Origin of the sequence: Enterococcus pingfangensis, assembly GCF_005405205.1 — a bacterium.
In the GTDB taxonomy this organism is placed as follows: domain Bacteria; phylum Bacillota; class Bacilli; order Lactobacillales; family Enterococcaceae; genus Enterococcus_A; species Enterococcus_A pingfangensis.
The window spans coordinates 21242-43570 of the sequence record NZ_BJDP01000008.1 but is presented as its reverse complement, the minus strand read 5'-3'; the positions used below and the strand labels follow the sequence as shown (position 1 = coordinate 43570).

The 22329-nt window shown below is 41.6% G+C and carries 18 protein-coding genes; 9 read left to right on the top strand and 9 right to left on the bottom strand.

Annotation, left to right across the window (positions count from 1 at the left end; genetic code table 11):
* Window positions 1–54 precede the first annotated feature (54 nt).
* A complete protein-coding gene (locus FFM63_RS06300; RefSeq protein ID WP_137609471.1) occupies window positions 55–648 on the top strand; it encodes a TetR/AcrR family transcriptional regulator in 594 nt (197 codons plus the stop codon).
* A gap of 150 nt (window positions 649–798) precedes the next feature.
* Here the strand turns inward: FFM63_RS06300 and thrS are convergent, their stop codons facing one another.
* From thrS to FFM63_RS06280, 4 genes are all read right to left on the bottom strand, one after another.
* Window positions 799–2706: a threonine--tRNA ligase gene (gene thrS, locus FFM63_RS06295; protein WP_137609470.1), complete on the bottom strand. Its 1908-nt coding sequence runs from the start codon at window positions 2704–2706 to the stop codon at window positions 799–801.
* 371 nt (window positions 2707–3077) lie between these two features.
* Window positions 3078–5759: an FtsX-like permease family protein gene (locus FFM63_RS06290; RefSeq protein WP_137609469.1), complete on the bottom strand. Its 2682-nt coding sequence runs from the start codon at window positions 5757–5759 to the stop codon at window positions 3078–3080.
* A 178-nt stretch (window positions 5760–5937) separates the two neighbouring features.
* Window positions 5938–7281 carry a PFL family protein gene (locus FFM63_RS06285; RefSeq protein WP_137609468.1) on the bottom strand — a complete coding sequence of 448 codons (1344 nt, stop codon included), beginning with the start codon at window positions 7279–7281 and terminating at the stop codon, window positions 5938–5940.
* A gap of 12 nt (window positions 7282–7293) precedes the next feature.
* Window positions 7294–7563, bottom strand: coding sequence for an ACT domain-containing protein (locus FFM63_RS06280; RefSeq protein WP_137609467.1), 270 nt, complete (start codon window positions 7561–7563; stop codon window positions 7294–7296).
* 240 nt (window positions 7564–7803) lie between these two features.
* Between FFM63_RS06280 and FFM63_RS06275 the strand changes: the two genes are divergently transcribed.
* The gene (locus FFM63_RS06275) at window positions 7804–8535 is read left to right on the top strand and encodes an NADPH-dependent oxidoreductase (protein ID WP_137609466.1); all 732 of its coding nucleotides are present in this window, start codon (window positions 7804–7806) and stop codon (window positions 8533–8535) included.
* A gap of 166 nt (window positions 8536–8701) precedes the next feature.
* Here FFM63_RS06275 and FFM63_RS06270 read toward each other — a convergent pair whose 3' ends face one another.
* The 3 genes from FFM63_RS06270 to FFM63_RS06260 all read right to left on the bottom strand — a co-directional run bounded on the left by FFM63_RS06270 (window position 8702) and on the right by FFM63_RS06260 (window position 11616).
* Complete coding sequence (locus FFM63_RS06270) at window positions 8702–9640, bottom strand: NADP-dependent oxidoreductase (protein WP_137609465.1); 939 nt, start codon at window positions 9638–9640, stop codon at window positions 8702–8704.
* Between the two features lie 177 nt (window positions 9641–9817).
* A complete protein-coding gene (locus FFM63_RS06265; protein ID WP_137609464.1) occupies window positions 9818–10498 on the bottom strand; it encodes a fructose-6-phosphate aldolase in 681 nt (226 codons plus the stop codon).
* Window positions 10499–10659: 161 nt separating this feature from the next.
* The gene (locus tag FFM63_RS06260) at window positions 10660–11616 is read right to left on the bottom strand and encodes a sugar-binding transcriptional regulator (protein ID WP_137609463.1); all 957 of its coding nucleotides are present in this window, start codon (window positions 11614–11616) and stop codon (window positions 10660–10662) included.
* 187 nt (window positions 11617–11803) lie between these two features.
* Between FFM63_RS06260 and FFM63_RS06255 the strand changes: the two genes are divergently transcribed.
* On the top strand, window positions 11804–12280 hold the full coding sequence (locus FFM63_RS06255) for a YbaK/EbsC family protein (RefSeq protein ID WP_137609462.1): 477 nt from the start codon (window positions 11804–11806) through the stop codon (window positions 12278–12280).
* A gap of 27 nt (window positions 12281–12307) precedes the next feature.
* Here FFM63_RS06255 and FFM63_RS06250 read toward each other — a convergent pair whose 3' ends face one another.
* The gene (locus FFM63_RS06250; RefSeq protein ID WP_137609461.1) at window positions 12308–12955 is read right to left on the bottom strand and encodes a B3/B4 domain-containing protein; all 648 of its coding nucleotides are present in this window, start codon (window positions 12953–12955) and stop codon (window positions 12308–12310) included.
* A gap of 108 nt (window positions 12956–13063) precedes the next feature.
* Between FFM63_RS06250 and FFM63_RS06245 the strand changes: the two genes are divergently transcribed.
* Window positions 13064–13747, top strand: a complete 684-nt coding sequence (locus tag FFM63_RS06245; protein ID WP_137609460.1) for a metal-dependent hydrolase — start codon at window positions 13064–13066, stop codon at window positions 13745–13747.
* Between the two features lie 180 nt (window positions 13748–13927).
* On the opposite strand, the gene FFM63_RS06240 is transcribed toward FFM63_RS06245, so the two are convergent.
* Window positions 13928–14518, bottom strand: coding sequence for an ATP-dependent Clp protease proteolytic subunit (locus FFM63_RS06240; RefSeq protein ID WP_137609459.1), 591 nt, complete (start codon window positions 14516–14518; stop codon window positions 13928–13930).
* A gap of 225 nt (window positions 14519–14743) precedes the next feature.
* Here FFM63_RS06240 and FFM63_RS06235 point away from each other — a divergent pair, with 225 nt between their 5' ends.
* The 5 genes from FFM63_RS06235 to FFM63_RS06215 all read left to right on the top strand — a co-directional run bounded on the left by FFM63_RS06235 (window position 14744) and on the right by FFM63_RS06215 (window position 22227).
* Window positions 14744–15442 (top strand): DUF554 domain-containing protein, encoded by a 699-nt coding sequence (locus FFM63_RS06235; protein ID WP_137609458.1) that lies wholly within the window; start codon window positions 14744–14746, stop codon window positions 15440–15442.
* 333 nt (window positions 15443–15775) lie between these two features.
* Window positions 15776–17218: an amino acid permease gene (locus FFM63_RS06230; protein WP_137609457.1), complete on the top strand. Its 1443-nt coding sequence runs from the start codon at window positions 15776–15778 to the stop codon at window positions 17216–17218.
* A gap of 153 nt (window positions 17219–17371) precedes the next feature.
* Window positions 17372–18091 (top strand): methyltransferase domain-containing protein, encoded by a 720-nt coding sequence (locus FFM63_RS06225; RefSeq protein WP_137609456.1) that lies wholly within the window; start codon window positions 17372–17374, stop codon window positions 18089–18091.
* Window positions 18092–18125: 34 nt separating this feature from the next.
* A complete protein-coding gene (pepA, locus tag FFM63_RS06220; protein ID WP_137609455.1) occupies window positions 18126–19199 on the top strand; it encodes a glutamyl aminopeptidase in 1074 nt (357 codons plus the stop codon).
* Window positions 19200–19557: 358 nt separating this feature from the next.
* Window positions 19558–22227: a cation-translocating P-type ATPase gene (locus tag FFM63_RS06215; protein WP_137609454.1), complete on the top strand. Its 2670-nt coding sequence runs from the start codon at window positions 19558–19560 to the stop codon at window positions 22225–22227.
* Window positions 22228–22329 lie beyond the last annotated feature (102 nt).

Sequence of the window (22329 nt, the reverse complement as noted above, 5' to 3'; positions counted from 1 at the left end):
ACCGGTTATGCTCATGTGTTATAATAGAAAAAAAGTCCTGATTCGAGGTACCCGATGCCTAAAAAAACTTTTCAAAATTTACCAGAAACACGCCAAGCTGAGATTCGTGATTTATTGCTGAAGATTTTTTATGAAAAACCTGTCAGTCAAGTAAAAGTCAGCGAGATCGTAGACGCCTTACAGATGTCGCGGGGAATTTTTTATAAATATTTTGAAGATTTAAATGACGCTTATGATTATTTGATCCACTTTTATGCTGGACAGATTCATGGGGAAATCATCAAGTACATGACTAAGCAAGATGGTGATTTCTTTCAAGGAATCGAAGCCTTCTTATTGCTTTATGTCGATTTGGATCAAGAGGCTCCGCGCTACCGGCAATTAGTATTATTATCGCAAAATAGTCATCTTTTTTCCTATCGTTCAGCAACTGAACACGGCATCGCTGCTTGGACAAAAATTTTGGCAAAAAATCAGTTTATTATGCCTACCTTGGATGAACAAATCAGTTTTTTATATTTCTCCATGAAATTAGTCATCGATTCGTTAACAGACATGTTAGCGAATCATTGGGGCGAAGCAGAGTTGTTGCAAGATTTCCATTTCAAGACACACTGGCTGCTTGCAGGCATCAGAAAAGGGTTGTGACCAGACGTCACAACCCTTTTTCCGAATAACCGGTGAGCAATAGCTTCGTCGAAAATAAGCCGAAACCTCGCAAAAATTTGAGAAGCAATTTTCGGAAATTCCGGCTTATTTTTTGAAACGACCTGCTTTTGCCACAATCTTCTTCCACGATCAGTAGTACTGATGATTTTTTTCTTGTGCTTGTTGCTTCAACAGCTCCATAAACTCCGCTTTTGACATTTGTTTGACAGTGTCGCTGCCGTGTTTGCGAACAGCAAAGCTTCCATCTGCCAACTCTTTGTCGCCGATTACTAAAATATACGGGATTTTCCGCAATTCTGCTTCGCGAATCTTTTTGCCTAATTTTTCATTGCGCAAATCTTTTTCGACCCGAATCCCAGCGGCGTGGAATTCTTGGAACAATTTTTCTACGCCATTTTCATGTGTTTGGGCAACACTGAGCAGTGCCACTTGTTTTGGTGCCAGCCAAAATGGAAAAGCTCCCGCATAATGCTCGATTAAAATACCTAGGAAACGATCCAATGAACCAAAAACTGCCCGATGGATCATTACTGGCTGCGCCTCCTGATTCTTCTCATCAATATACGTTAAATCAAATTTCCCCGGCATTTGAAAATCTAATTGAACAGTCGCACATTGATGGCTGCGATTCAGCGCGTCCTTAATATAAATATCGATTTTTGGTCCATAAAACGTGCCGTCGCCTTCATTGATATTGTATTTATAACCAAGATCCGTCAATACTTTTCCTAATGACGCTTCGGCTTCGTCCCACAACTCGATCTCACCCATAAAATCATCCGGCCGAGTCGACAGCTCGACGGCATATTCAAAACCAAAAATCTTATAAACTTCATCAATAATTTTTAAAGCTAACGCGATTTCTTGTTCGATTTGGTCTCTTCGCACAAAGATATGTGCATCATCTTGACAAAATGTCCGAACTCTAAGCAAGCCATTCAATGCTCCGCTGAATTCGTGGCGATGGACTTGACCAAACTCAGCCATTCGCATGGGTAGGTCCCGATACGACCGCTTGCGGTCTTTGAAGATCAAACAATGTCCCGGACAGTTCATCGGTTTTAATGCGTAGTCTTCATCTGCGACTTTTGTGAAGTACATATTATTTTTATAATGATCCCAGTGACCAGAACGTTCCCATAAACGCTGATTCAAAATCAATGGTGTTTTAACTTCTTTATAATCATATTTTGCTTGCAGTTCCCGTAAAAATTTTTGCAATTCATTGCGAATGATCAGTCCGTTTTCCAAGTAAAAAGGCATTCCCGGTGCTTCTTCAGAAAACATAAATAGATCCAGTTCTTTGCCAAGCTTCTGATGACTGCGTTTTTCTGATTCCTCTAAATAATCCAAATGATCCAAGAGCTGCGCTTTTTCCGCAAAAACGACCCCGGTCACCCGTTGCAACATTTCATTATCCGGATTTCCCTGCCAGTAAGCGCCGGAAACTTTCAATAATGAAAAATATTTAGCAGTTGCTAATTCCAAGGCGGCTGGTTCAAGGAAAAATTCCGTCACATCACCGAAAGAGTAAACGAAAACGAGTCGGTTTTCTTCTAATTCCGATAAGGCAAAGAGTTTCAACTCATTGTCTTTAAAGATCTCTTTTGCTTCTGACACAGTCAGCGTCAAACTTTCGATCTTCGCGTCGGCTTTGATCTTTTTCTTGATATGGTGTTCCAGATCTTTCAAAACTAGCGCACTCAATGGTTGGTTTACGCGCAAGTCGACCCAAATGGTTTGATCTTCACGCTGCGGTTTGGCGAACAACGCTTCTGGATGTTGCGCTTTGATCGCTTCTTCCAGCAGCAGACTGACCAATTGACAGATTGCTGTCGCCCCTTCAGGAGAAGCACAATCATAAAAAGCGATCTCTGAATTTTTTTTGACTGGAGTTGATAAGTCAACAAGCTCGCCATCAATACTGCCGACAACTGCATCTTCTTGCAATTGATTTTTTATTTCAAACAAGGTGGTATTTTCGCTCACCTTTTGTTTGCTTCCATCTGGTAAAACAATTTCGATTTCTTTTGACATTCAACTCAACTCCGATCCGCTTTCTCACTAAAAAATTTATTGTTGCGTACCTTTTATTAATTTTAACAAAAGGTCTGGAGGGTTTCCAATAAAAAAAAGTCCCTATAAAATAGGGACGTGAATAAACGTGTTACCACCCAAGTTCCCAAAAAGCTTTATCCTTTTTGGCTCATAAGATACATAACGAGTATCGACCGGACCGTTTACGGCCGCTCAAAGGGAGTAATCTATTTTTCTCAATCAGAAGCTTCCAGCCAAGGCTTCTTTCTCTTGTGATGGCGAATAAAATCAGATTGTATCCTTCTCATTGCATTCAACTATTGATTAAAGCATAGACTGGCCTAAAATGTTTGTCAACGCTTTTTTGACGCTTATTCATTTGATTTTAAGGCATCGATCATATTGATGTGGCGCAAGCGGAAATGAGTTGCGACCATTACGATTCCTGAGAACAAAATCGTCAGCCCGCCTGAAAGCAGATAGGCACCCGGTCGAATAACTAATGGGAAAGTGATTGTTTCCATCGAAGCCTGATCCAAAATAAATTTCGTCAAAATGATTCCTAAGCCATACCCGAACAAAATACCCAACAGTGTAAAGACAAAATTCTCACGGAAAATATAGGCAGTGACCTCTCGATCATAAAAGCCTAGAACTTTGATCGTAGACAACTCGCGCAGTCTTTCGGAGACATTGATATTCGTTAAATTATACAGCACGATGAATGCCAACAGTCCCGACAAGACCACAAAGATCCACACGATCCCGTCAAGATTCTCCATTGAATGTTCTTGTGTTTTGATTTGGGTAGACATAAACGACGTATTCAGTACTTGATTGCTGCTTAACAGTTTTTGGGATAGTCTCTGCTCTTCGTTCTTCGTCATTTTTTTGCTTTTTAGTAAATAACTATTCATTACGAACTCTTTCCCGCGAGTTTGTTGATAGTAATCTTTTGACAAGTAAAGAAAATTTCCTAAATAGTTATCAGTGATTTTAGCGATTTTGACTTTAAAGGTTTGCTGGTCTTCATCATAGACCGTTAAGCTGTCCCCTTCGGTCAAATCAAATAATTCGGCCATTTTTTGCGTAATTACCGCTCCATTATTCGGCAGTTCAAATGATTTTTCTGCTTGTTTTAAATGCAGATAGTTGCCAAATTTTTGCCGATTTTCCGGCACCATCATCGTCAGCTTTTGATTAGCTTGACCTTTTTGTTTTAACTCGACCGTTTGATTCAGTGCGGCTAATTGGCTGGTGATTTTTTTATTCTGCGAAAAGAGCGACTCTACTTTTTTCTGATCCGGTTGATCTTTTAAAGTGACCGTTGCGTCGTAATCAATGATCGGTCCAAATTGCTTGTCGCCGACAGAACCGATCGAATCTTTCAAACCAACACCTGCTACCATCAAAGCCGCGCAACCGGCGATCCCGATCACCGCCATGATCATGCGCGACTTATAACGAAATAGATTTCGATAGCTGACCTTTGAATTAAAACTCATCCGCGACCAGATCGGCGTGATTCGTTCTAAAAAGATTCGTTTCCCAGGTTTTGGTGCTTTAGGCTGCAGCAATACTGCTGGCTTTTCATGCAGTTCCCGCAATAAAACAAGTAATGCCGCACCTAAACTAGCAAATAAAAAGGCGATTGCCGCTTGGATAATCGGCCGTATTAAGTAAAACGCCTCGACTCCCGGTAAATTATATCGATCGCTGGAAAGTTCAAAGATCAAGCGCGGCAATGTATGCGTCCCAATCAAACTTCCTAAAACGATTCCGATCGTCGCGGCCGATAAAGCGTAAATGATATATTTGATTGAAATTTCAAAGCGTGAATAGCCTAATGCTTTCAATGTCCCAATCTCCCGCCGATTTTCTTCAACCATCCGCGTCATCGTCGTAAATGTGATGAGTGCCGCGATAAAAAAGAAAAAGACTGGAAAGACATTGGCAATCGCCGCAATTCGCTCAGAAAGATCGCCGTATTCCTGAAAACCAGAATTATCTGCTCGCTGATTATATGAATAGCTTGGCGTTTTCAATTCACTGAATTCTTTTTCACTTGCGTTGAGCTTTTCTTGCGCAGCCAGCAGCTGTTCACGATTACTCGTAAGTTCTTTTTGCTGTGCTTCTAATTCTGCTTGAGCTTGCGTCAATTGAGGATTTCCCGCTGGAACCGCACTCGCTTGCTGTTTCAGTTGCGTGTTTGCTTGATCCAATTCTTTTTGAGCTGCCGTTAATTTTGCCAAATCATCTGTCACTTCAGCTTTTTTTGGTAACAATTCTTTTTCCGCATCGGCTTTGATTTCTGCTAGCCGTTCTTTCGGCCGATCCGCAAATAATTTTTCGGTCTGCTCGATATTTTTATCCATCGCTGTTTCATATGCTTTGCCATAGGTCTCTTTGTTTTTAACATTTGCAAAGCGAACATAGATCACCGATTTTACTTCATTGGAAAAATTGCTTTCTGGCAAATAAGCAAAAAAATCAACACTGCCATTTCCAATAGTCGAAAGTCCGCGTTCTTCCGTGTTGATATACAGCGGAGATTGAACAAAGCCTACGATCTTAAAATTTTGGCGCTCCAATTGATCTGGCTGCTTGATTTTGAATGTCTGATTCAATCGATAGCCTTCACTCAGCGCCTTTTCATCCAGAACAATCTCATTTTCTTTTTTAGGTAGGCGGCCTTTTTTGACGATCAATTGATTTTGCTGATTCTTTTCAGCATATGAATACAGTTTGATGACTTGATTTTTTTCATCGTCGGCATAAAAAAATTGATAGCCGCTCTCAACTTGTGCATCGGGGATTTTCGCTGCTGCCACTTCATCTTCTGCCGTCAGACCGCCAGTCGAAATGATCTGCAAATTAGACAGCTCCTGTTTATCCACGTATCGACTCGCTGAATGGTTCAAGATCGGACCAGTAGCTTTGATCCCAACATACAGTAAAGTTCCCAATAAAATAATTAGAACGATCGCAATAAACCGTCCCTTTGAATAAAAAATTTCGCGTAAACTCGCCTTTAAATACGTCTTATTTTTCATTTGTCCGCTCCTGTTTTTTTGTCCATTTCATTCTAACACAAAATTTTTTGATAGCTGGCTTGAATATTTCTGACTAAATAAAAAAATGGTGCAAAAGAAAAATCTTCGCCCCATTTTTTTAATGATCTAACCAGCCCGCTTAGTGATTAAACGGACAAACTCGACGCTTTCAACTAGCTTAATTTTTAAAGGAATGAATTGGTGCCGGGATTCGTCCGCCGCGAGCGACAAAATCTGCAGAACCCGCTGAATTGACCGCCATGACCGGTGCCCTTCCTAATAAGCCACCAAATTCAACCATCTCGCCAATTTTTTTATCTTTGGCAGGAATAATTCGGACAGCCGTTGTTTTGTGATTGATCACCCCGATAGCCGCTTCATCAGCGATCATCGCAGCGATACTGCTTGCCGGTGTTGCACCAGGAATCGCGATCATGTCTAGTCCTACTGAACAGATTGCAGTCATCGCTTCTAGTTTTTCGATCGTCAACGAACCATTGTTGACTGCATCGATCATCCCCGCATCTTCTGAGACCGGAATAAAAGCACCGGATAGTCCGCCTACATGATTGCAGGCCATCACGCCGCCTTTTTTGACTGCATCATTTAGCAATGCCAAAGCTGCCGTCGTACCATGAGTTCCGACACTTTCCAGACCCATTTCTTCCAAAACGTGCGCCACTGAATCCCCCACTGCCGGTGTCGGCGCTAACGATAAATCGACGATACCAAACGGCACATCTAAACGTTCCGATGCGATTTTACCGACCATTTGACCCATTCGTGTGATTTTAAAAGCTGTTTTTTTCACTACTTCGGCTACTACGTCAAAAGGTTCACCTTTCACTTTTTCCAATGCACGTTTCACTACACCCGGTCCACTGACACCGACGTTGATGACACAATCTGCTTCACCTACACCATGAAAAGCCCCCGCCATGAATGGGTTGTCTTCGACTGCATTTGCGAAAACGACTAGTTTAGCACAACCTAAATCAGAAGCTTCGGCGGTTTTCTTTACGATTTCCCCCATATGAGCGACGGCATCCATATTGATTCCTGCTCTTGTTGAACCGATATTCACCGAGGCACAGACAAAATCTGTCTCCGCCAAAGCTTGCGGAATCGAGTCGATCAAAATTTTATCGCCGTGTTGATAGCCTTTTTCGACTAAAGCCGAGAATCCGCCCAAAAAATTTACTCCGACGGCTTTGGCCGCTCTGTCTAACGTTTTAGCAAATTTCACATAATCAGTATCTGGAGTTGCCGCAGCAATGATACCGATCGGTGTGACAGAAATTCGCTTATTAATAATTGGGATCCCATATTCCGCTTCGATCGCCTCGCCTACTTTGACAAGATCGCGAGCTTTAGTCGTAATTTTTTGATAGATTCTTTCACATGCGCGATCGCTGTCGCTGTCGATACAATCTAACAAAGAGATCCCCATCGTAATCGTTCGAATATCCAAATTTTCCTCTTCGATCATTCGAATCGTTTCCAGTATTTGATTCGTTTCCACAAGCAGACCTCCCTATAATTTATGCATCGCGTCAAAAATTTCTTGGTTTTGAATGCTGATCTTGACACCCAACGTTTTTCCTAATTCATGAAACTGTGCTTTTGCCGCTTCAAAGTCAACTGTCGCAGCAGACAAGTCGACTGACATCATCATCGTAAAGTATTCACCCATGATCGTTTGCGAAACATCAAGAATATTGATGTTTTGTTCCGCTAGATTTTGACTGACACCGGCGACAATCCCGACCTTATCTTTTCCAATAACCGTTACTACTCCCCGCATTTGCATATCTCCCTTCAGATAATGTTTTTTATTATAACACAACGATTACAGAATGATTAAAATTTTATTAATAAAAACAATGTTTTATCAGCGAATGTTCGTGTTTTCCTTTTGCTCGTTTGATTGCTCATTGGACTGAATCATTTATTGAGGCAGCCGCAAATGATTATTCTAAAGAAACAATTCCTCTTTACTTCTAGATTCGTCAGCATTATGCTGATAAAAAAAGGAGGCTTTTTGATGGAACTTTTTGAAACAATGCTCCAACACACATCCGTCCGCTCATTCACCTCGCAAACATTGACCCAAGAACTAAAAAGGAAATTGATCTTAGCTGCTCAAAGTGCCAGCAGTTCGAATTTTTTACAAGCCTTCTCAGTCGTTGAGATCACCGACAGGAAAAAAAGAGAAACGATCGAGCAGCTCGCAAACTTTCCCGTTGCTAACGGAAACAACGGCGAATTTTATATTTTTGTGGCTGATTTGAACAAACACGCGCAAGTCTTAGCCCTGCATGAAGATGCGACCGATCACTTACGAACGCTTGAGTCATTGGTCACGGCCGTTATCGATACAGCATTAGCTGCCCAGTCAATGGCGGTCTTTGCTGAATCAGAAAAACTAGGCGTCTGTTACGTTGGCGGTATTCGCAATGATTTATTCAAAATGAAGGAATTACTCGAGCTACCTGAATTAACTTACCCAGTATTTGGGATGTTCGTCGGCTATCCTGTTGAAAAAAATGAAGTCAAACCGCGCTTGCCCTTCGATGCAGTGCTTGGAAGCAATACTTACCGCTCATTAACACCTGCATTGATCGAGGACTACGACAAAAAAACTGCAGCGTATTATCAACAGCGCAGTGCAAACAATCAGCAAACTAACTGGTCAGAAAAAGTTCGCCAACATTTTAGCTATCCACGCCGGAAAAATACTAGTGAATTTCTAAAAGAACAAGGTTTTATTTTTTAAACGGACTCGCTCGTTTATTGAGCAAACTAACTCTGATTTGGATCATTTCACTCAGATTGACCGCTCATAAAAAAAGCAACTCTTGCCGCATTCATTTTTACTTGAATACAACAAGAGCTGCTTTTTTTATTTAATTATTGGATTAAAGCAAAAATCGATTCCGTTTTTATTCATTGATTAAAACGATTTTGCCTTTGGCATGATGGGTTTCGCTCAACTCATGAGCGGCTTTTACACCAGCTGCTGTGAGCGGATAAGTATGCCCCACGATACTTTTTACTTTTCCCTCAGTCATCAGATCTGCGATTTCTTGCAATTGCTTCCCGTCCGGTTGCAGCCAAATACTTTCCGCTACGGCAACCTTTTTAGCCAATTCTTCGTCCGGCTTGCCGACGATCGAGATTAAGCGGCCATTTTCAGGCAAAACTTTGAAACTATTTGCTTGAACCTCGCCGCCCATGGTATCAAAAACTAAATCAATGTCTGATAATACTTCTGAAAAATCTGTCGTATGATAATCGATCACTTGATCGGCGCCTAATTCTTTTAGCAACGCATGATTTTCTTCACTGGCTGTCGTAATAACTGTTGCGCCAGCATTTTTTGCTAATTGGATAGCATAGATTCCAACGCCGCCAGCACCTGCATGGATCAGTACTTTTTCTCCAGCTGTTAATTTTCCATGAGTAAATAGCGCTTGGTAGGCGGTTAAGCCTGCCAAAGGAACAGCCGCTGCCTCTGCAAACGAAACAACAGCCGGCTTAGTTGCTAATAAATGGTCGTCAACAATCGCAAAATCTGCGTAAGTTCCAAAACGAGTCGTTTCAGGTCGGGCAAAAACGGCTTGACCGACTTGCCAGTCAGATACTGCCGAGCCCACTTCTGCGATTTCGCCAGCGACATCCCAACCTAAAATAATTGGAAAATCCCATGGCATCATTTGCGCCAAGTAGCCCTCCCGCAACTTCCAATCAATTGGATTGACAGACGTTGCTTTTACTTTGACTAAAACTTGATGTTCGCCTAATTCAGGCAACTCAACTTTACTTTCTTTTAATTGGTCTGCATGACCATACTGTTCGATGACAACTGCGCGTGTTTCCATTCATACGTCCCCTCTCGTGTACTTGTCATTATAGAAGTCTAACCCAAAAATCGGAAATGATTTGCTTTTAGGTACTCCATACAAAGATTTATATAGCCGAAGCAGACGGCAAAAAAACTGCAGACATCAACCGTCAAGATGTTGTCTGCAGTCTGAACGTCGCACTTTCTTTGCGACTTATAAATCAGCAATAGTTGTTCCTTCACCAAAGATCGTTTCCCAATCACCGGTAAAATCGGTCACTGCTTGAGCAATCGACGGCATCGACAAAGCTTGCTGGATGATGTCGACTCCCATGGTTGCCGCTTGGCTGCCGTTTTCCAATGCGGCATTGACTTGACCGACATTTTTGAAACTGGCTGCCAAAATTTTTGTCTTGCTCTTTGTCCGCTCGATTTCTTCCGCCATTTCAAAAATCGCTTCCCGCGGATCAATGTTCAAGTTTTCCATCCGATTGAAGTAAGGTGCGATATAATCAGCTCCCGCTGCGATCGCTAAGTACGCTTGAAACTTCGTATAAATAGCGGTCGCTGTCACATTGACACCCCGGCGTTTTAATTCTTTGATCGCTTTTAATCCAGGTTCATTGACTGGGATCTTGATGAAAACTTTTTGGTCGATTTTCGCTAAAATCGTTTCTGCATCTCGAATGATTCCTTCATAATCAGTTGCTACGACTTGGACATGCAATGAGCGCTGTTCGCCAATAATTTCGCGAATTTCTTTCATGTGCTGAAAGAAATCAATCTTCCCTTCTCTTTTTACAATTGAAGGATTCGAGGTAACACCAGCGATTGGTAAACTAGCAGCAAATTTTTTAATGTCGGCAAGGTTGGCTGTATCTAACATAAATTCCATTTAAAAAAATCCCCTTTACATTTTTTCTATAGCTCAAGCATAGCATCCGAACAAAAAAATTTCTGTCTTTCCTCGCTAAAAAAGCGAAAAGCCCTATAACAAGCCTTTCGCAAATAAATTTTATTCGATGATCGCACAAATGTGCATTTTTTATAAAAAAACTACTTTCGTTGGTTTAATCGTAAAATTTCTTGCGCGGTTTCTTGATCGGTGATCAATGTTTTCAAATAACCTTTTTTCAATAACGGTACGATTGAACGGGCCTTAAAAATCCCACGTGCGATCCCGACTGACTGCGGAACTTTCGCCAATTCTTCTAAAGACAACCCGAGCGTGCGTCGACTCAACTCGCCAGTCAACTCTTTTCCATAACTGTCATAAAATCGGCAGCAACAATCACCGGCTGCTTCGCGTAATTTCAATTCGGCATAATCTGCCGACGATAATAAATCACGCCATTGGCTTTTATGATAGCTCAATGGACCGCCAATCCCGACGATTGCTAGATCCAGCTGCCGCCAAGCTTCTTTTAAATCATAGAAATACTTTGAATTGAAGATCCCTTCAGCCAATTCTTTAGTTTCTTGGATCACCGTAGCATTCACGAATAAACTATTGCCGTTTAGTTTGCGTGCGAGTTCATAGACTAATGTGTTTACATGATAGCGCGAATTGATATGGCTCGGTCCGCCGACTACCGGCACAACTGTACTATCCGATAACTGCTTTGACTCAATTTTATTGACCGCCTCGCCAACACTGGCACCCCAAGACAAGCCTATAGTCATTCCATCCGTCAACTGACGGCGGATCCATGCGCCTGCGGCTACTGCCAGTCGATCTTCTTTTACTTCTTCGCTAGTATTGCTTTCTGTCGGTACTAATTCAACAGCAGTCAAATCAAAAGTCCGTTTCAACTGTTCTTCTAACTCAAACAGACTCGCATCAAAATGATTGATCTTGATTTCCACGAGGCCGCTTGCTTTGGCTTGGCTCAACATTCGGCTGACTGTCGTACGATAGATTGCTAGTTCTTTGGCGATCTGCGCTTGCGTCAACTCTTGTTCATAATACATGTATGCAACTTTGGCTAATAGTTTCTTCTTGTCTTCTTTCATCGTGGAGTTCTCCTATCAGAATCTCTTTTTCTATTTTAACAAACGACCATTTACTGTGTTTAGCAAAGCGTGTATGATTGTTAATTAATCCAAATGAGATAAACTTTCAGATTTTAATAAACTAATCTGCAGCAGAAAAACTATTTCTCTGCTGAAAAGATAGTCGGATAAATAAGGAGGAAATTGTATGTCTGCTGAAGCTGTAAAATCATTTTTTTCACAATATGGTCTGGCCGAACGTATCCAAGAATTTTCCATTTCTAGTGCCACTGTAGAACTAGCGGCGCAAGCGCTGCATTGTGCACCCGAACGTATCGCTAAAACACTGTCTTTTAAACAAAAGAAAGCCCATAAAAATATTTTGATCGTTACTGCCGGTGATGCCAAGATCGATAACGCCAAATACAAAGCGGCTTTTGGCGAACGAGCTTTGATGCTGAAAGCGGATGAAGTAGAACCGATCATCGGACATCCAGTCGGCGGTGTTTGCCCATTTGCCGTCAATCCCGGCGTCGAAGTGTATCTAGATGCGTCTTTGAAACGCTTTGAAAGTGTCTATCCCGCCTGCGGCAATCCAAATAACGCGATTGAATTGACGCTTCCGGAATTGGAAAAATATGCCCCCTTTGAACGCTGGGTCGATGTTTGTAAAAATTGGGAATAGACGAGGCTGAAAGTTTGCCTCGTTTTTTTAAATGATGCCTTGTTCCACGACTCGGCAATCAGATAAATAGTTTTCTAAACTAGTTTTTACTTCAGTTTGTTCAATGGCTGAGTCGCTTGCAAATTGATAGCCAATCAATAAGGCTCTTGTCGTCTGTTCAGTGATCATTCCTCTAGTTGAATCTGAAGTTGGGCTACCGAATGCGCCCGCTTTATCCGTCAAAACTAACAGATTTTCGAGGTTGAGCGATTTATTTCCGATCCCCGCATAATGTTCTGCTTGTCCGACAGTCAATTGGATCGGCTCTGTTATCTTTGCAAGGTCATAGACCCCAAAAGGCAATTTCCATTTTAAAGAAAAGTAATTATTTAAATCGACAAGTGCATTGATCTGATACAGACCCTTTTGCTGAACGATTCGCCGCCATAGACTCTCAGACGACGGTCTAAAACGCGCCGGATCTTTTCCAAAAGTTCGATACACTTTTTTGGTCGCAATAATTTGCGGCTCCTCTCTGATCCGTTCGATCGTGTCTTCCGTTTCAATTTGCTTAAGTAATGGATCTAACAGTTCCTGCCAAACCTTTTCATTATACGCTTCGTTGGTAAATTCAATGACGCTATAAGCCAAGGTCACGCCTTGTTCAGCTATTTTTGGATCAATCGTCAGCTGCATTTTCTCGCCTCCGCATTTTTCTTTCTAGTTTAACCGATTTCACTTTAAAAGCAAAAGCTTACTTATTATTGGCGGCTTTCGTTATAATAAAAGTGAGGAGGGCGTCTTATGAAAATCACTTATCATGGTCATTCAGTTTTATCGATCGTTATGAAAGATGGACAAAAATTACTATTCGATCCATTTATCACAGGAAATTCTTTGACCGACCTGATCGCAGATGAAGTCAAGACAGATTGGATCTTAGTTACCCACGGACATAGCGACCACATCGGCGATATGATCCCAATTGCCAAACGCAACGATGCTACAGTCATCAGTATCGTCGAAATTTGCAACTTCGCGGAAAAAAACGGGGTGCAAAAAACACATGGCATGAATATCGGCGGAAAATTTGATTTTCCTTTTGGTCAAGTCAAAATGGTCCAAGCCTATCACAGTTCAGGTTACGAAGTGGACGGACAAATGCTTTACATGGGCGAGCCAGCTGGTTTTATTTTGCAAGCTGAAGGAAAAACCATCTATCATGCCGGGGACACCGCCTACTTTGGCGATATGGCATTTTTAGGCGAGACCTTTGACATTGATCTTGCTTTCTTACCGATTGGAGACAATTTCACGATGGGACCTTCCGATGCCGCTATTGCCGCTAAAAAATTAAAAGCAAAACACGTCGTACCAATCCATTACAATACCTTTCCTGTCATCCAACAAGATCCTAATGCCTTTGTTCAACTGCTGCCAGAAAATGTCGGCACCATCCTGGCTGTTGGCGAAACGATCGAACTTTAGAAGAGATTTTGACAGACATAGACAATTTCAAGAATATGCAGGAATTTTCAAAGAAGTGAAATCTGAACACTGTTTATTCGAAAAAAGGAGTGCGACAAAATTTTTGTCCCACTCCTTTTTCTAGTTTTGTATTTGGTCTTCTGTTAAAATCTGTACATTCATTTTTGAAAAAAGCGAGCTTTATTTGATCGCCGTATCCGATTCAACGATTTTTCCGACGATGCCGTAATCCTTCGCTTCTTCAGCTGACAGCCAGAAATTGCGATCGGTATCTTTTTCGATTTGTTCGAGTGTTTGCCCCGTCGCTTTAGCGATCAATTGGTTCACACGTTTGCGCATTCGCAAAATTTCTTTGGCCTCGATCTGGATTTCGGTAGACTGCCCTTGTACGCCGCCTGCTGGCTGATGGATCATGTATCGAGTATTCGGCAGGCTGTAACGATCTTTTTTATCAGCAGCTAAATAGATCGTGATCCCCGCACTTGCCACCCAGCCAGTCCCAATCATTTTCACTTTTGGCTTAATAAATCGGATGACATCATGGATCGTATCGCCTGATTCCACGTGACCGCCTTGGCTGTTGATAAACATCGTGATGGGATCATCATTGATGGCTGATAAATAAAGTAATTGCTCCGTCACTGTCTTGGCTAATTCTTGATTGATCTCACCATAGATCAAAATCGTGCGCTGTTTCAATAATTTTAACATCAGCGGATTTTTTTCTTCCGCTTTTTCTATTTCCTCTTCCTCGGCAAAAAATTCATTCATATAAATTCCCTCCCTTTCTGCTAAATCCAGTATAGCTAAAAAAATCACGCCTGAAAAGAAAGAGCTTTCATAAAATTAACCTCTCCTTTTCTAAAATCAGTGCTAACCAAATAGCAAAAAATCCGGCGTTTTTGCTATTCAAAAAAAAATTTACTCGTGTTAAGATGGTATCTATGCAATATTTAATTAATTTTTAATCAAATACATAGAAACCGGGTGTGCTTTATGTTGTTAGGATCAATCGTCAATTGCCTTGCGATCATCGTGGGGAGCTTTTCCGGAGTCATTTTGCGAAATATTACGGAGCAAACAAAAGATACGGTCACAAAAGGGATCGCTTTAGGCGTGATTTCCTTAGCACTCCAAATGTCGCTACAAGCGAGTTCGTTTATCGTGATCATTATCAGTATCTGCCTCGGCGGAATGATCGGCGAGTTTTTAAAAATCGAGGACTCAATGACTCGGTTAGGTTTATTTTTAGAAAAACGTTTTGCCCGCGGCAACAGTAATTTTGCTGAAGGCTTTGTCACCGCCACTTTGATCTATCTGATCGGATCGATGGGGATTATTGGGGCGATCGAAAGCGGCGTTACCGGCAGCCACCAAACATTATTCACTAAAGCTGTGATGGATGGATTCATGTCAATCATGTTGACTGCTTCATTAGGGATCGGTGTTCTTTTCTCGGCTTTTCCTGTCTTAATCTATCAAGGTGCAATCACGATTTTTGCGAGTATCATCGTCCGCTATTTGCCAAAAGAATTACTGGACAGTCTCATGAATGAGATTAGCGCGATTGGCGGTTTGATGATCTTAGCGATTGGGTTAAATGTCATGAAGCTGACTAAGATCCGTGTCTCTAATTATTTGCCGGGGATCTTAGTTTTGATCGCTATCATGGTCGTACAATATTACTATTTCTAAAAATATAAAACTAATAGTTTACTATTCTTCTAGCTTTGAGCAGGTTGATTGCGGCTAAGCCCAAGCTGGGATAAGGACTTTGATCAAAGGAGCTTGACCCCCTTCTTTTTTGATTTTTATTACTCATTTAGAAATCAACCACTTATCACAAAACGTCAGTTATAAGTGATTATTTTATCCCTTAAGATAAAAATAAATATAAAATTAGATTTAAAAGAAAAATAAATGAAAAATCTGCCAAGTAGACTCTTTTTCACCTCTTCTTCTCTATACTTAAAACAAATATGTAAGCGCTTTATTTTAGAATTTTTAGAGAGAAGGGAAGAAGTACAAATGACTGATAAGAAGATTCGTTGGTTCACCGTTTCAATGATTGCCTTTAGTATGGTCTGGGGATTCGGTAATGTCGTTAACAATTACGCTCAACAAGGCATCTCGGTAGTTGTTTCTTGGATACTGATCATGCTGCTTTATTTTGTTCCATATGCACTGATCGTTGGGCAGCTGGGTTCCACTTTTAAAAGTAGTTCAGGCGGTGTTAGTTCTTGGGTCAAAGAAACGACCGGCAAAAGAAAAATCGCCTACTATGCAGCATGGACTTATTGGGTCGTTCATATCACTTATCTTGCGCAAAAACCGCAATCTGTTTTGATCGCTCTTGGTTGGGTCTTTCAAGGTAACGGTCAAGTCGCTACCGATATGAGCGTTCGGACTGTCGCGATCATTTCATTAGCAATTTTCTTGATTTTTTTAGTTCTATCTACTAAAGGTCTGACTACCTTGAAAGTCATCGGAAGTGTCGCAGGTTCCGGCATGTTGATCATGTCGATCTTATTCATTATTCTAGCAGTAACGGTTCCTTTTATTGATCCTTCTTTCAAAATGGCTACACCTGATATGGGAAATGTCAAAACTTACATTCCTGATTTCAACCTTAGTTATTTCGCCACGATTTCTATGTTAGTCTTCGCGGTCGGCGGCGCGGAAAAAATCTCCCCTTATGTAAATTCGATCGATCGCCCGACTAAAAACTTTCCAAAAGCTATGATCTTTATGGCAACGATGATTGGATTAAGTGCCGTACTTGGTTCTGTCGCTATGGGTATGCTATTTGACAGCAACAATATTCCAGACGACTTGATGGCCAACGGTGCCTACAGCGCCTTTCAAATTTTAGGCAATCACTTAGGTGTCGGAAATCTTTTGATGATCATCTACGGCTTAGCTCAAACTGCCGTACAATCTTCTGCTTTAGCCTTTTCTATCGATGCACCATTAAAAATTTTACTATCAGATGCCGATCCGGAATACGTTCCTCAATGGTTACGTAAAAGAAATCATAAAGGCACTCTGATCAATGGGTATTTATTGACGGGGATTCTTGTAAGTATCATTATCATTTTGCCGATTTTCGGGATCAAGAGTATGAGTATCTTAGTCCAATGGTTGACCAATCTGAATTCGATCGTGATGCCGATGCGTTATATTTGGGTGTTCTTCGCCTACATGATGTTGAATGCGCAGTACAAAAAATTCAATTCAGAATACAAATTTATCAAAAATCCTAAACTAGGCTTTCTAGTTGGTTCTTGGTGTTTTGTTTTCACGATTTTAGCTTGTGTGCTGGGAATGCTGCCGAAAGTTGATTATGCAGCCGACCCTAGTTCGTGGATGTTCCAATTGATATTAAATATTTTGACGCCGATCGTCTTGCTTTCATTAGGGATGATCTTACCGATGATCGCCAAACGCGAACAGAAAAACTTATTGAAATAAAGAAGTCCAGCGAAAAGCCTTTGATGATTTTTCCATAAAATTTACCAAAGGCTTTTTATTTTATTGTAGCTGCTTAAAAAATTCAGCAATCTTCAAATTCCTTCGTTGGAAGTGTATACTAAATCCTAGCGATACGCAGAAAGAAGGTCTTTGATGTCTGATTATTTGAGTGAACTAGAATCATTTTGGGATGAATTTGCCGAAGACTATGAAGCGATCCAACAAGAATCTACCTTGCCGATTGCACAAGATCTCCGTGATTTTTTATTCGCGCAGAAGTTGCTTCCTTGTCACACATTTTTAGATCTTGCCGGCGGGACAGGCCGCTATATTCCTGCCCTGCAAACTGCAGTAAAAGAATATGAACTTGTAGATATTTCCGCGAAAATGTTACAAATAGCTGCTGCAAAATCAGCGGAACATGTGCGGTTGATCAAGCAAACGCAAGAAACCTTTTTGGCTCAAAATAAACATCGCTACGATCTTGTTTTCTCAGCGATGAACCCTGCCCTGCAGTCTCAATCAGATCTGCTGGCTTTTTATCATGCGAGTCGTAATTGGTGCTTGCTGCTGCGAGTTATAAAAGACGAAGATCAGCTGTTCTCGCCCTACGAGGAAGCGAATCCCGATCTAGCATTAAATGCGCGGTACAAGTCTTTTTTAACGGAATTACACATTCCTTTTCACAAAAAAAAATTCAGCTACACTAGCCACGAAACGATCAGTCGTGAGTTTTTTCAAGCATATTTTGCTGATACATTCGCGCCTGCAGAACTAGCAAAAATTACCGAAAAAACTTTTGGCGATACACAAGAAAAAATCAACCAGTCGGTGATCGACTTTGAATTGATTTATTTTCAAGTTGCAAAATAAAATAAGATTTTGACTTTCAAGGAGTGGACAAAGGATGGAAGAAAAAACATTTCAACGAATCAAAGAATTAACCGAGTTGCAAGGAACGAGCGGTTTTGAAGAAGACATTCGCAGCTACATGCGAACCGCACTTACTCCTCTAGTCGATGAGGTACAACAAGATGGTTTGGGTGGTATTTTCGGTCTGCGCCAGGCAGACACTAATAAACCACGCGTGATGGTCGCAGCCCATATGGATGAAGTCGGATTTTTATTGACCGAGATCACTCCGCGCGGCTTGTTCAAGGTCGTCCCTTTAGGCGGTTGGAACCCTTATGTCGTTTCGGCACAACGCTTTACTCTGAAGACTGGCAAAGGCAATTATCCGTGTGTCTCCTCTTCAGTCCCACCACATTTATTACGAGGAACAAGCGGACAAGGTCAAGTGAAAGTCGAAGATATTTTATTTGACGCGGGCTTTGAATCAAAAGATGAAGCGTTGGCTTACGGCGTGTTGCCTGGAGATACGATCGTTCCACAAACTGAGACGGTCAAAACCGCCAACGGCAAAAATATTATTAGTAAAGCTTGGGACAATCGGTATGGTTGTACCGTTGTGTTGGAAGCCTTAGACGCTTTGCAAAAGGAAACATTCGATTATACCTTGATTGCCGGAGCAAACGTCCAAGAAGAAGTCGGCTTGCGCGGCGCCAAACCCGCTGTCACAAAATTCCAGCCGGATTTATTTTTCGCGGTCGATTGTTCAGCCGCAGATGATTTAGTCACAACTAACGGAACTTTCGGACATCTAGGCGAAGGAACACTTTTGCGAATTCAAGATCCCGGTATGATTTTACTTCCCCGTTTGCGGGAATATTTATTAGATACGGCGGAGACTCACAACATCCCTTACCAATACTTTGTCTCAAAAGGCGGTACGGACGCTGGAGCCGCGCATACTTCTAATACCGGCATTCCAAGTACAGTGATCGGCGTTTGCGGACGCTACATCCATACGCATCAAACGATGTTCAATATCGCTGACTTTGATGCCGCAAAAGAAATGCTGATCCAAGTTTTAAAGGGCTTAGATGAAAGTACGATCAAGACGATTATTGCGGGGAAATAGTTTCTTAATAAAAATTAAATAACCTTTTAAAACAGACCCAACAAGGCGCAGTCAAAATTATTTTATGAATTTACTCTGTTAATTCAACATATTTCTTGTAATCATAAATAGTTTACGTTAGAGTATAAATATATTAATAACTCCTTAGGGGAGTAACCGACAACGTTGTTGTTATGATATCAACAGTAAGTAAACCAGTGATGGTTTTCTGGTATCGTATGAAATGGTGAGACCTAAGACAAGTATAACTACTTGCCTTGGGTCTCTTTTTGTTAGTTCTGCTTGCTGAAATAAAATCGGCAGCTGACGATAACTGCAAAAAACCAAGTTAAGTAAAAAAATCATTGGGGGATATAAATTGACAAAACATGTGTATCAAAAAGAAACGGATCTGTTGATGAAAGATTTGAATACGACTGCCGCTGGTTTGAGCTCAGAAAAAGCACAACAACTGCTGCAAGAAAAGGGCCCTAACCAACTGCGGGAAGCTAAGAAAAAATCAGCATTGACCTTATTTATCGAAACATTCAAAGATGCGATGGTGATCGTCTTATTAATCGTAGCGATCGTTCAGATGGTCATGGGCGCCCATGTAGAATCACTCGTCATCTTTGCCGTACTGTTGTTGAATTCTGTGGTCAGTGTAATCCAAACAAAAAAAGCAGAAGGCTCGCTTGATGCGTTGAAAAAACTTTCGGCACCCGATGCTAGCGTCCTTCGTAGTGGACAGGCACAAACGATTCCGGCAAAAGAAATCGTACCTGGTGACATCGTTATTTTAGAAGCGGGTGACTATGTTCCCGCAGATGGCCGCTTACTTGAAGTCGGCTCGTTAAAAGTTGACGAAGGTATGCTGACCGGCGAATCAACACCTGCAGAAAAGAAAATTACCGTACTTTCTGCGGAAGCCCCTGTCGGCGATCGCGTCAATATGGTATTCAGCGGAACGATTGTCACATACGGCCGCGGAAAATTTTTAGTAACTGCGACAGGCAGCGATACTGAAATCGGTCAAGTCGCTGGTTTATTAGAATCAACCACTGAACAAAAAACACCCTTGCAGCGAGGCTTAGATCTTTTCAGTAAAAAATTAAGTTTTGCGATCTTGCTTTTATCATTGGTGATCTTAGGCGTTCAGCTGCTGCGGGTCTTCTTAGATGGTTCAGCGGATGTGACTCAAGATATCATGAATGCCTTTATGTTCGCCGTAGCGGTCGCTGTGGCTGCCATCCCTGAAGCTTTGCAATCGATCGTGACGATCGTTCTTTCATTAGGAACAAAGAAAATGGCGAAACACCATGCGATTATCCGGAAACTGCCCGCCGTCGAAACTTTAGGTTCGACTAGTATCATCTGTACCGATAAAACCGGCACACTGACGCAAAATAAAATGACTGTCGTTGATCATTACTTAGCCAACGGGCAAAGCGGTAAATTTTCTAACGATCCGCAACAATGGCAAACAGATGAGCAACGTTTGATCGACATTAGTGTTTTAGCTAACGATGCGACGATCAGTGAAGATGGAACGAAATTGGGCGATCCAACTGAAATCACACTGATCGACTTCAGTGAAAAACAAAATCAGTCTTATCGTGAACTGCGAGAAAAATATCCTCGTGAAGCGGAACTACCGTTTGATTCTGATCGCAAGTTGATGTCTACTCTTCATACAATCGCTCAGCAAAAGCTCATGGTGACTAAAGGCGGACCAGATATCATCTTTGAGCGTAGTACAAAAGTTTTATTAAATGGCCAAGTCGTGGAGCTGACGGCTGAATTAAAAGCACATTTTCAAAAACAAAACGAACAGTTTTCTGAACGCGCCTTGCGTGTTTTAGCTTTTGCTTATAAAGAAGTTTCAACAAATGAGCTGACATTAGCTGACGAAGAAGAGCTTGTCTTAGTCGGATTGTTGGCAATGATTGATCCACCGCGGGAAGAAGTTTTCCAAGCAGTCGCGGATGCTAATTCAGCCGGCATCAAAACAGTAATGATCACCGGCGACCACAAGACGACTGCTGTTGCTATCGCTAAAGAGATCGGGATCTTCCAATCCGGCGATCAAGCTTTGACTGGTGCTGAATTGGATCGATTAACTGAGGCTGAATTGGCTGAATGTTTAGAACAAGTGACCGTTTATGCCCGTGTCTCACCAGAAAATAAAATTCGGATTGTTCGCGCTTGGCAAGAAAAAGGTAAAATCTCAGCCATGACCGGCGACGGGGTCAATGATGCTCCCGCCTTGAAACAAGCAGATATCGGAATCGCGATGGGAACTGGAACTGATGTTGCCAAAGATGCCGCTGCAATGGTCCTAACAGATGATAACTTCGCTTCTATTATCAAAGCGGTTGAAGTTGGCCGAAATGTTTTTGACAATATCAAAAAAGCGGTCGCTTACCTCTTTGCTGGAAACTTAGGAGCGATCATCGCGATTGTTTTTGCTTTAGCGATTGGCTGGGCAAATCCATTCACCGCATTGCAGCTGCTTTTTATCAACTTAGTCAATGACTCATTGCCAGCGATCGCGTTGGGCATGGAAAAAGCTGAACCGACCATTATGAAACGTCAGCCTCGTGATCCAAACAGCGGGATCTTTACCGGTAAAACTTTAGTTTCTGTAACTTATCGTGGAATTTTAATCGCTTTAGCAGTGATCACCGCTCAATGGTTAGGAAATCAACAATCACCAGAAACTGGTGTAGCAATGGCGTTTACTACATTGATCTTGAGTCGGACATTACAAACTTTCGCGGCTCGCTCAAATACACAAACCTCGCTGCAAGTCGGCTTGTTTTCTAACAAAATGGTTTTACTAGCGATTCTAGTTTGTTCTGGATTGTTCAGCTTGACCTTGCTGCCCGGACTGCGTGAAGTCTTTGCTATTCCAAGCACCTTTGCGTTGACCGAAATCGGCTTGGCATTGTCATTAGCCGTCTCGGCTGTCTTATTGATGGAGATCACTAAATTAATCCTAGTTAAAATCCAAGAACCAAAACCTGAGATACAACTTACTAAGTCTTAAAAAAATTGTGGCAGAAGTGGGCAGCCGCAAGAAATAAAACAGGAATTTCTCGAAGCTGCTTTTTATCATTTATTCGAAAAAAGAGGAGATGACAATTTTTTG

What these genes read in the sequence shown, in the direction of transcription:
- FFM63_RS06235 (WP_137609458.1), top strand. Translation starts at nt 14,744, where the DNA reads ATGTTGTTAGGATCAATCGTCAATTGCCTTGCGATCATCGTGGGGAGC.
- FFM63_RS06280 (WP_137609467.1), bottom strand. Translation starts at nt 7,563, where the DNA reads ATGCGGGGAGTAGTAACGGTTATTGGAAAAGATAAGGTCGGGATTGTC.
- FFM63_RS06230 (WP_137609457.1), top strand. Translation starts at nt 15,776, where the DNA reads ATGACTGATAAGAAGATTCGTTGGTTCACCGTTTCAATGATTGCCTTT.
- FFM63_RS06275 (WP_137609466.1), top strand. Translation starts at nt 7,804, where the DNA reads ATGGAACTTTTTGAAACAATGCTCCAACACACATCCGTCCGCTCATTC.
- pepA (WP_137609455.1), top strand. Translation starts at nt 18,126, where the DNA reads ATGGAAGAAAAAACATTTCAACGAATCAAAGAATTAACCGAGTTGCAA.
- thrS (WP_137609470.1), bottom strand. Translation starts at nt 2,706, where the DNA reads ATGTCAAAAGAAATCGAAATTGTTTTACCAGATGGAAGCAAACAAAAG.
- FFM63_RS06255 (WP_137609462.1), top strand. Translation starts at nt 11,804, where the DNA reads ATGTCTGCTGAAGCTGTAAAATCATTTTTTTCACAATATGGTCTGGCC.
- FFM63_RS06250 (WP_137609461.1), bottom strand. Translation starts at nt 12,955, where the DNA reads ATGCAGCTGACGATTGATCCAAAAATAGCTGAACAAGGCGTGACCTTG.
- FFM63_RS06265 (WP_137609464.1), bottom strand. Translation starts at nt 10,498, where the DNA reads ATGGAATTTATGTTAGATACAGCCAACCTTGCCGACATTAAAAAATTT.
- FFM63_RS06260 (WP_137609463.1), bottom strand. Translation starts at nt 11,616, where the DNA reads ATGAAAGAAGACAAGAAGAAACTATTAGCCAAAGTTGCATACATGTAT.
- FFM63_RS06245 (WP_137609460.1), top strand. Translation starts at nt 13,064, where the DNA reads ATGAAAATCACTTATCATGGTCATTCAGTTTTATCGATCGTTATGAAA.
- FFM63_RS06225 (WP_137609456.1), top strand. Translation starts at nt 17,372, where the DNA reads ATGTCTGATTATTTGAGTGAACTAGAATCATTTTGGGATGAATTTGCC.
- FFM63_RS06300 (WP_137609471.1), top strand. Translation starts at nt 55, where the DNA reads ATGCCTAAAAAAACTTTTCAAAATTTACCAGAAACACGCCAAGCTGAG.
- FFM63_RS06270 (WP_137609465.1), bottom strand. Translation starts at nt 9,640, where the DNA reads ATGGAAACACGCGCAGTTGTCATCGAACAGTATGGTCATGCAGACCAA.
- FFM63_RS06290 (WP_137609469.1), bottom strand. Translation starts at nt 5,759, where the DNA reads ATGAAAAATAAGACGTATTTAAAGGCGAGTTTACGCGAAATTTTTTAT.
- FFM63_RS06240 (WP_137609459.1), bottom strand. Translation starts at nt 14,518, where the DNA reads ATGAATGAATTTTTTGCCGAGGAAGAGGAAATAGAAAAAGCGGAAGAA.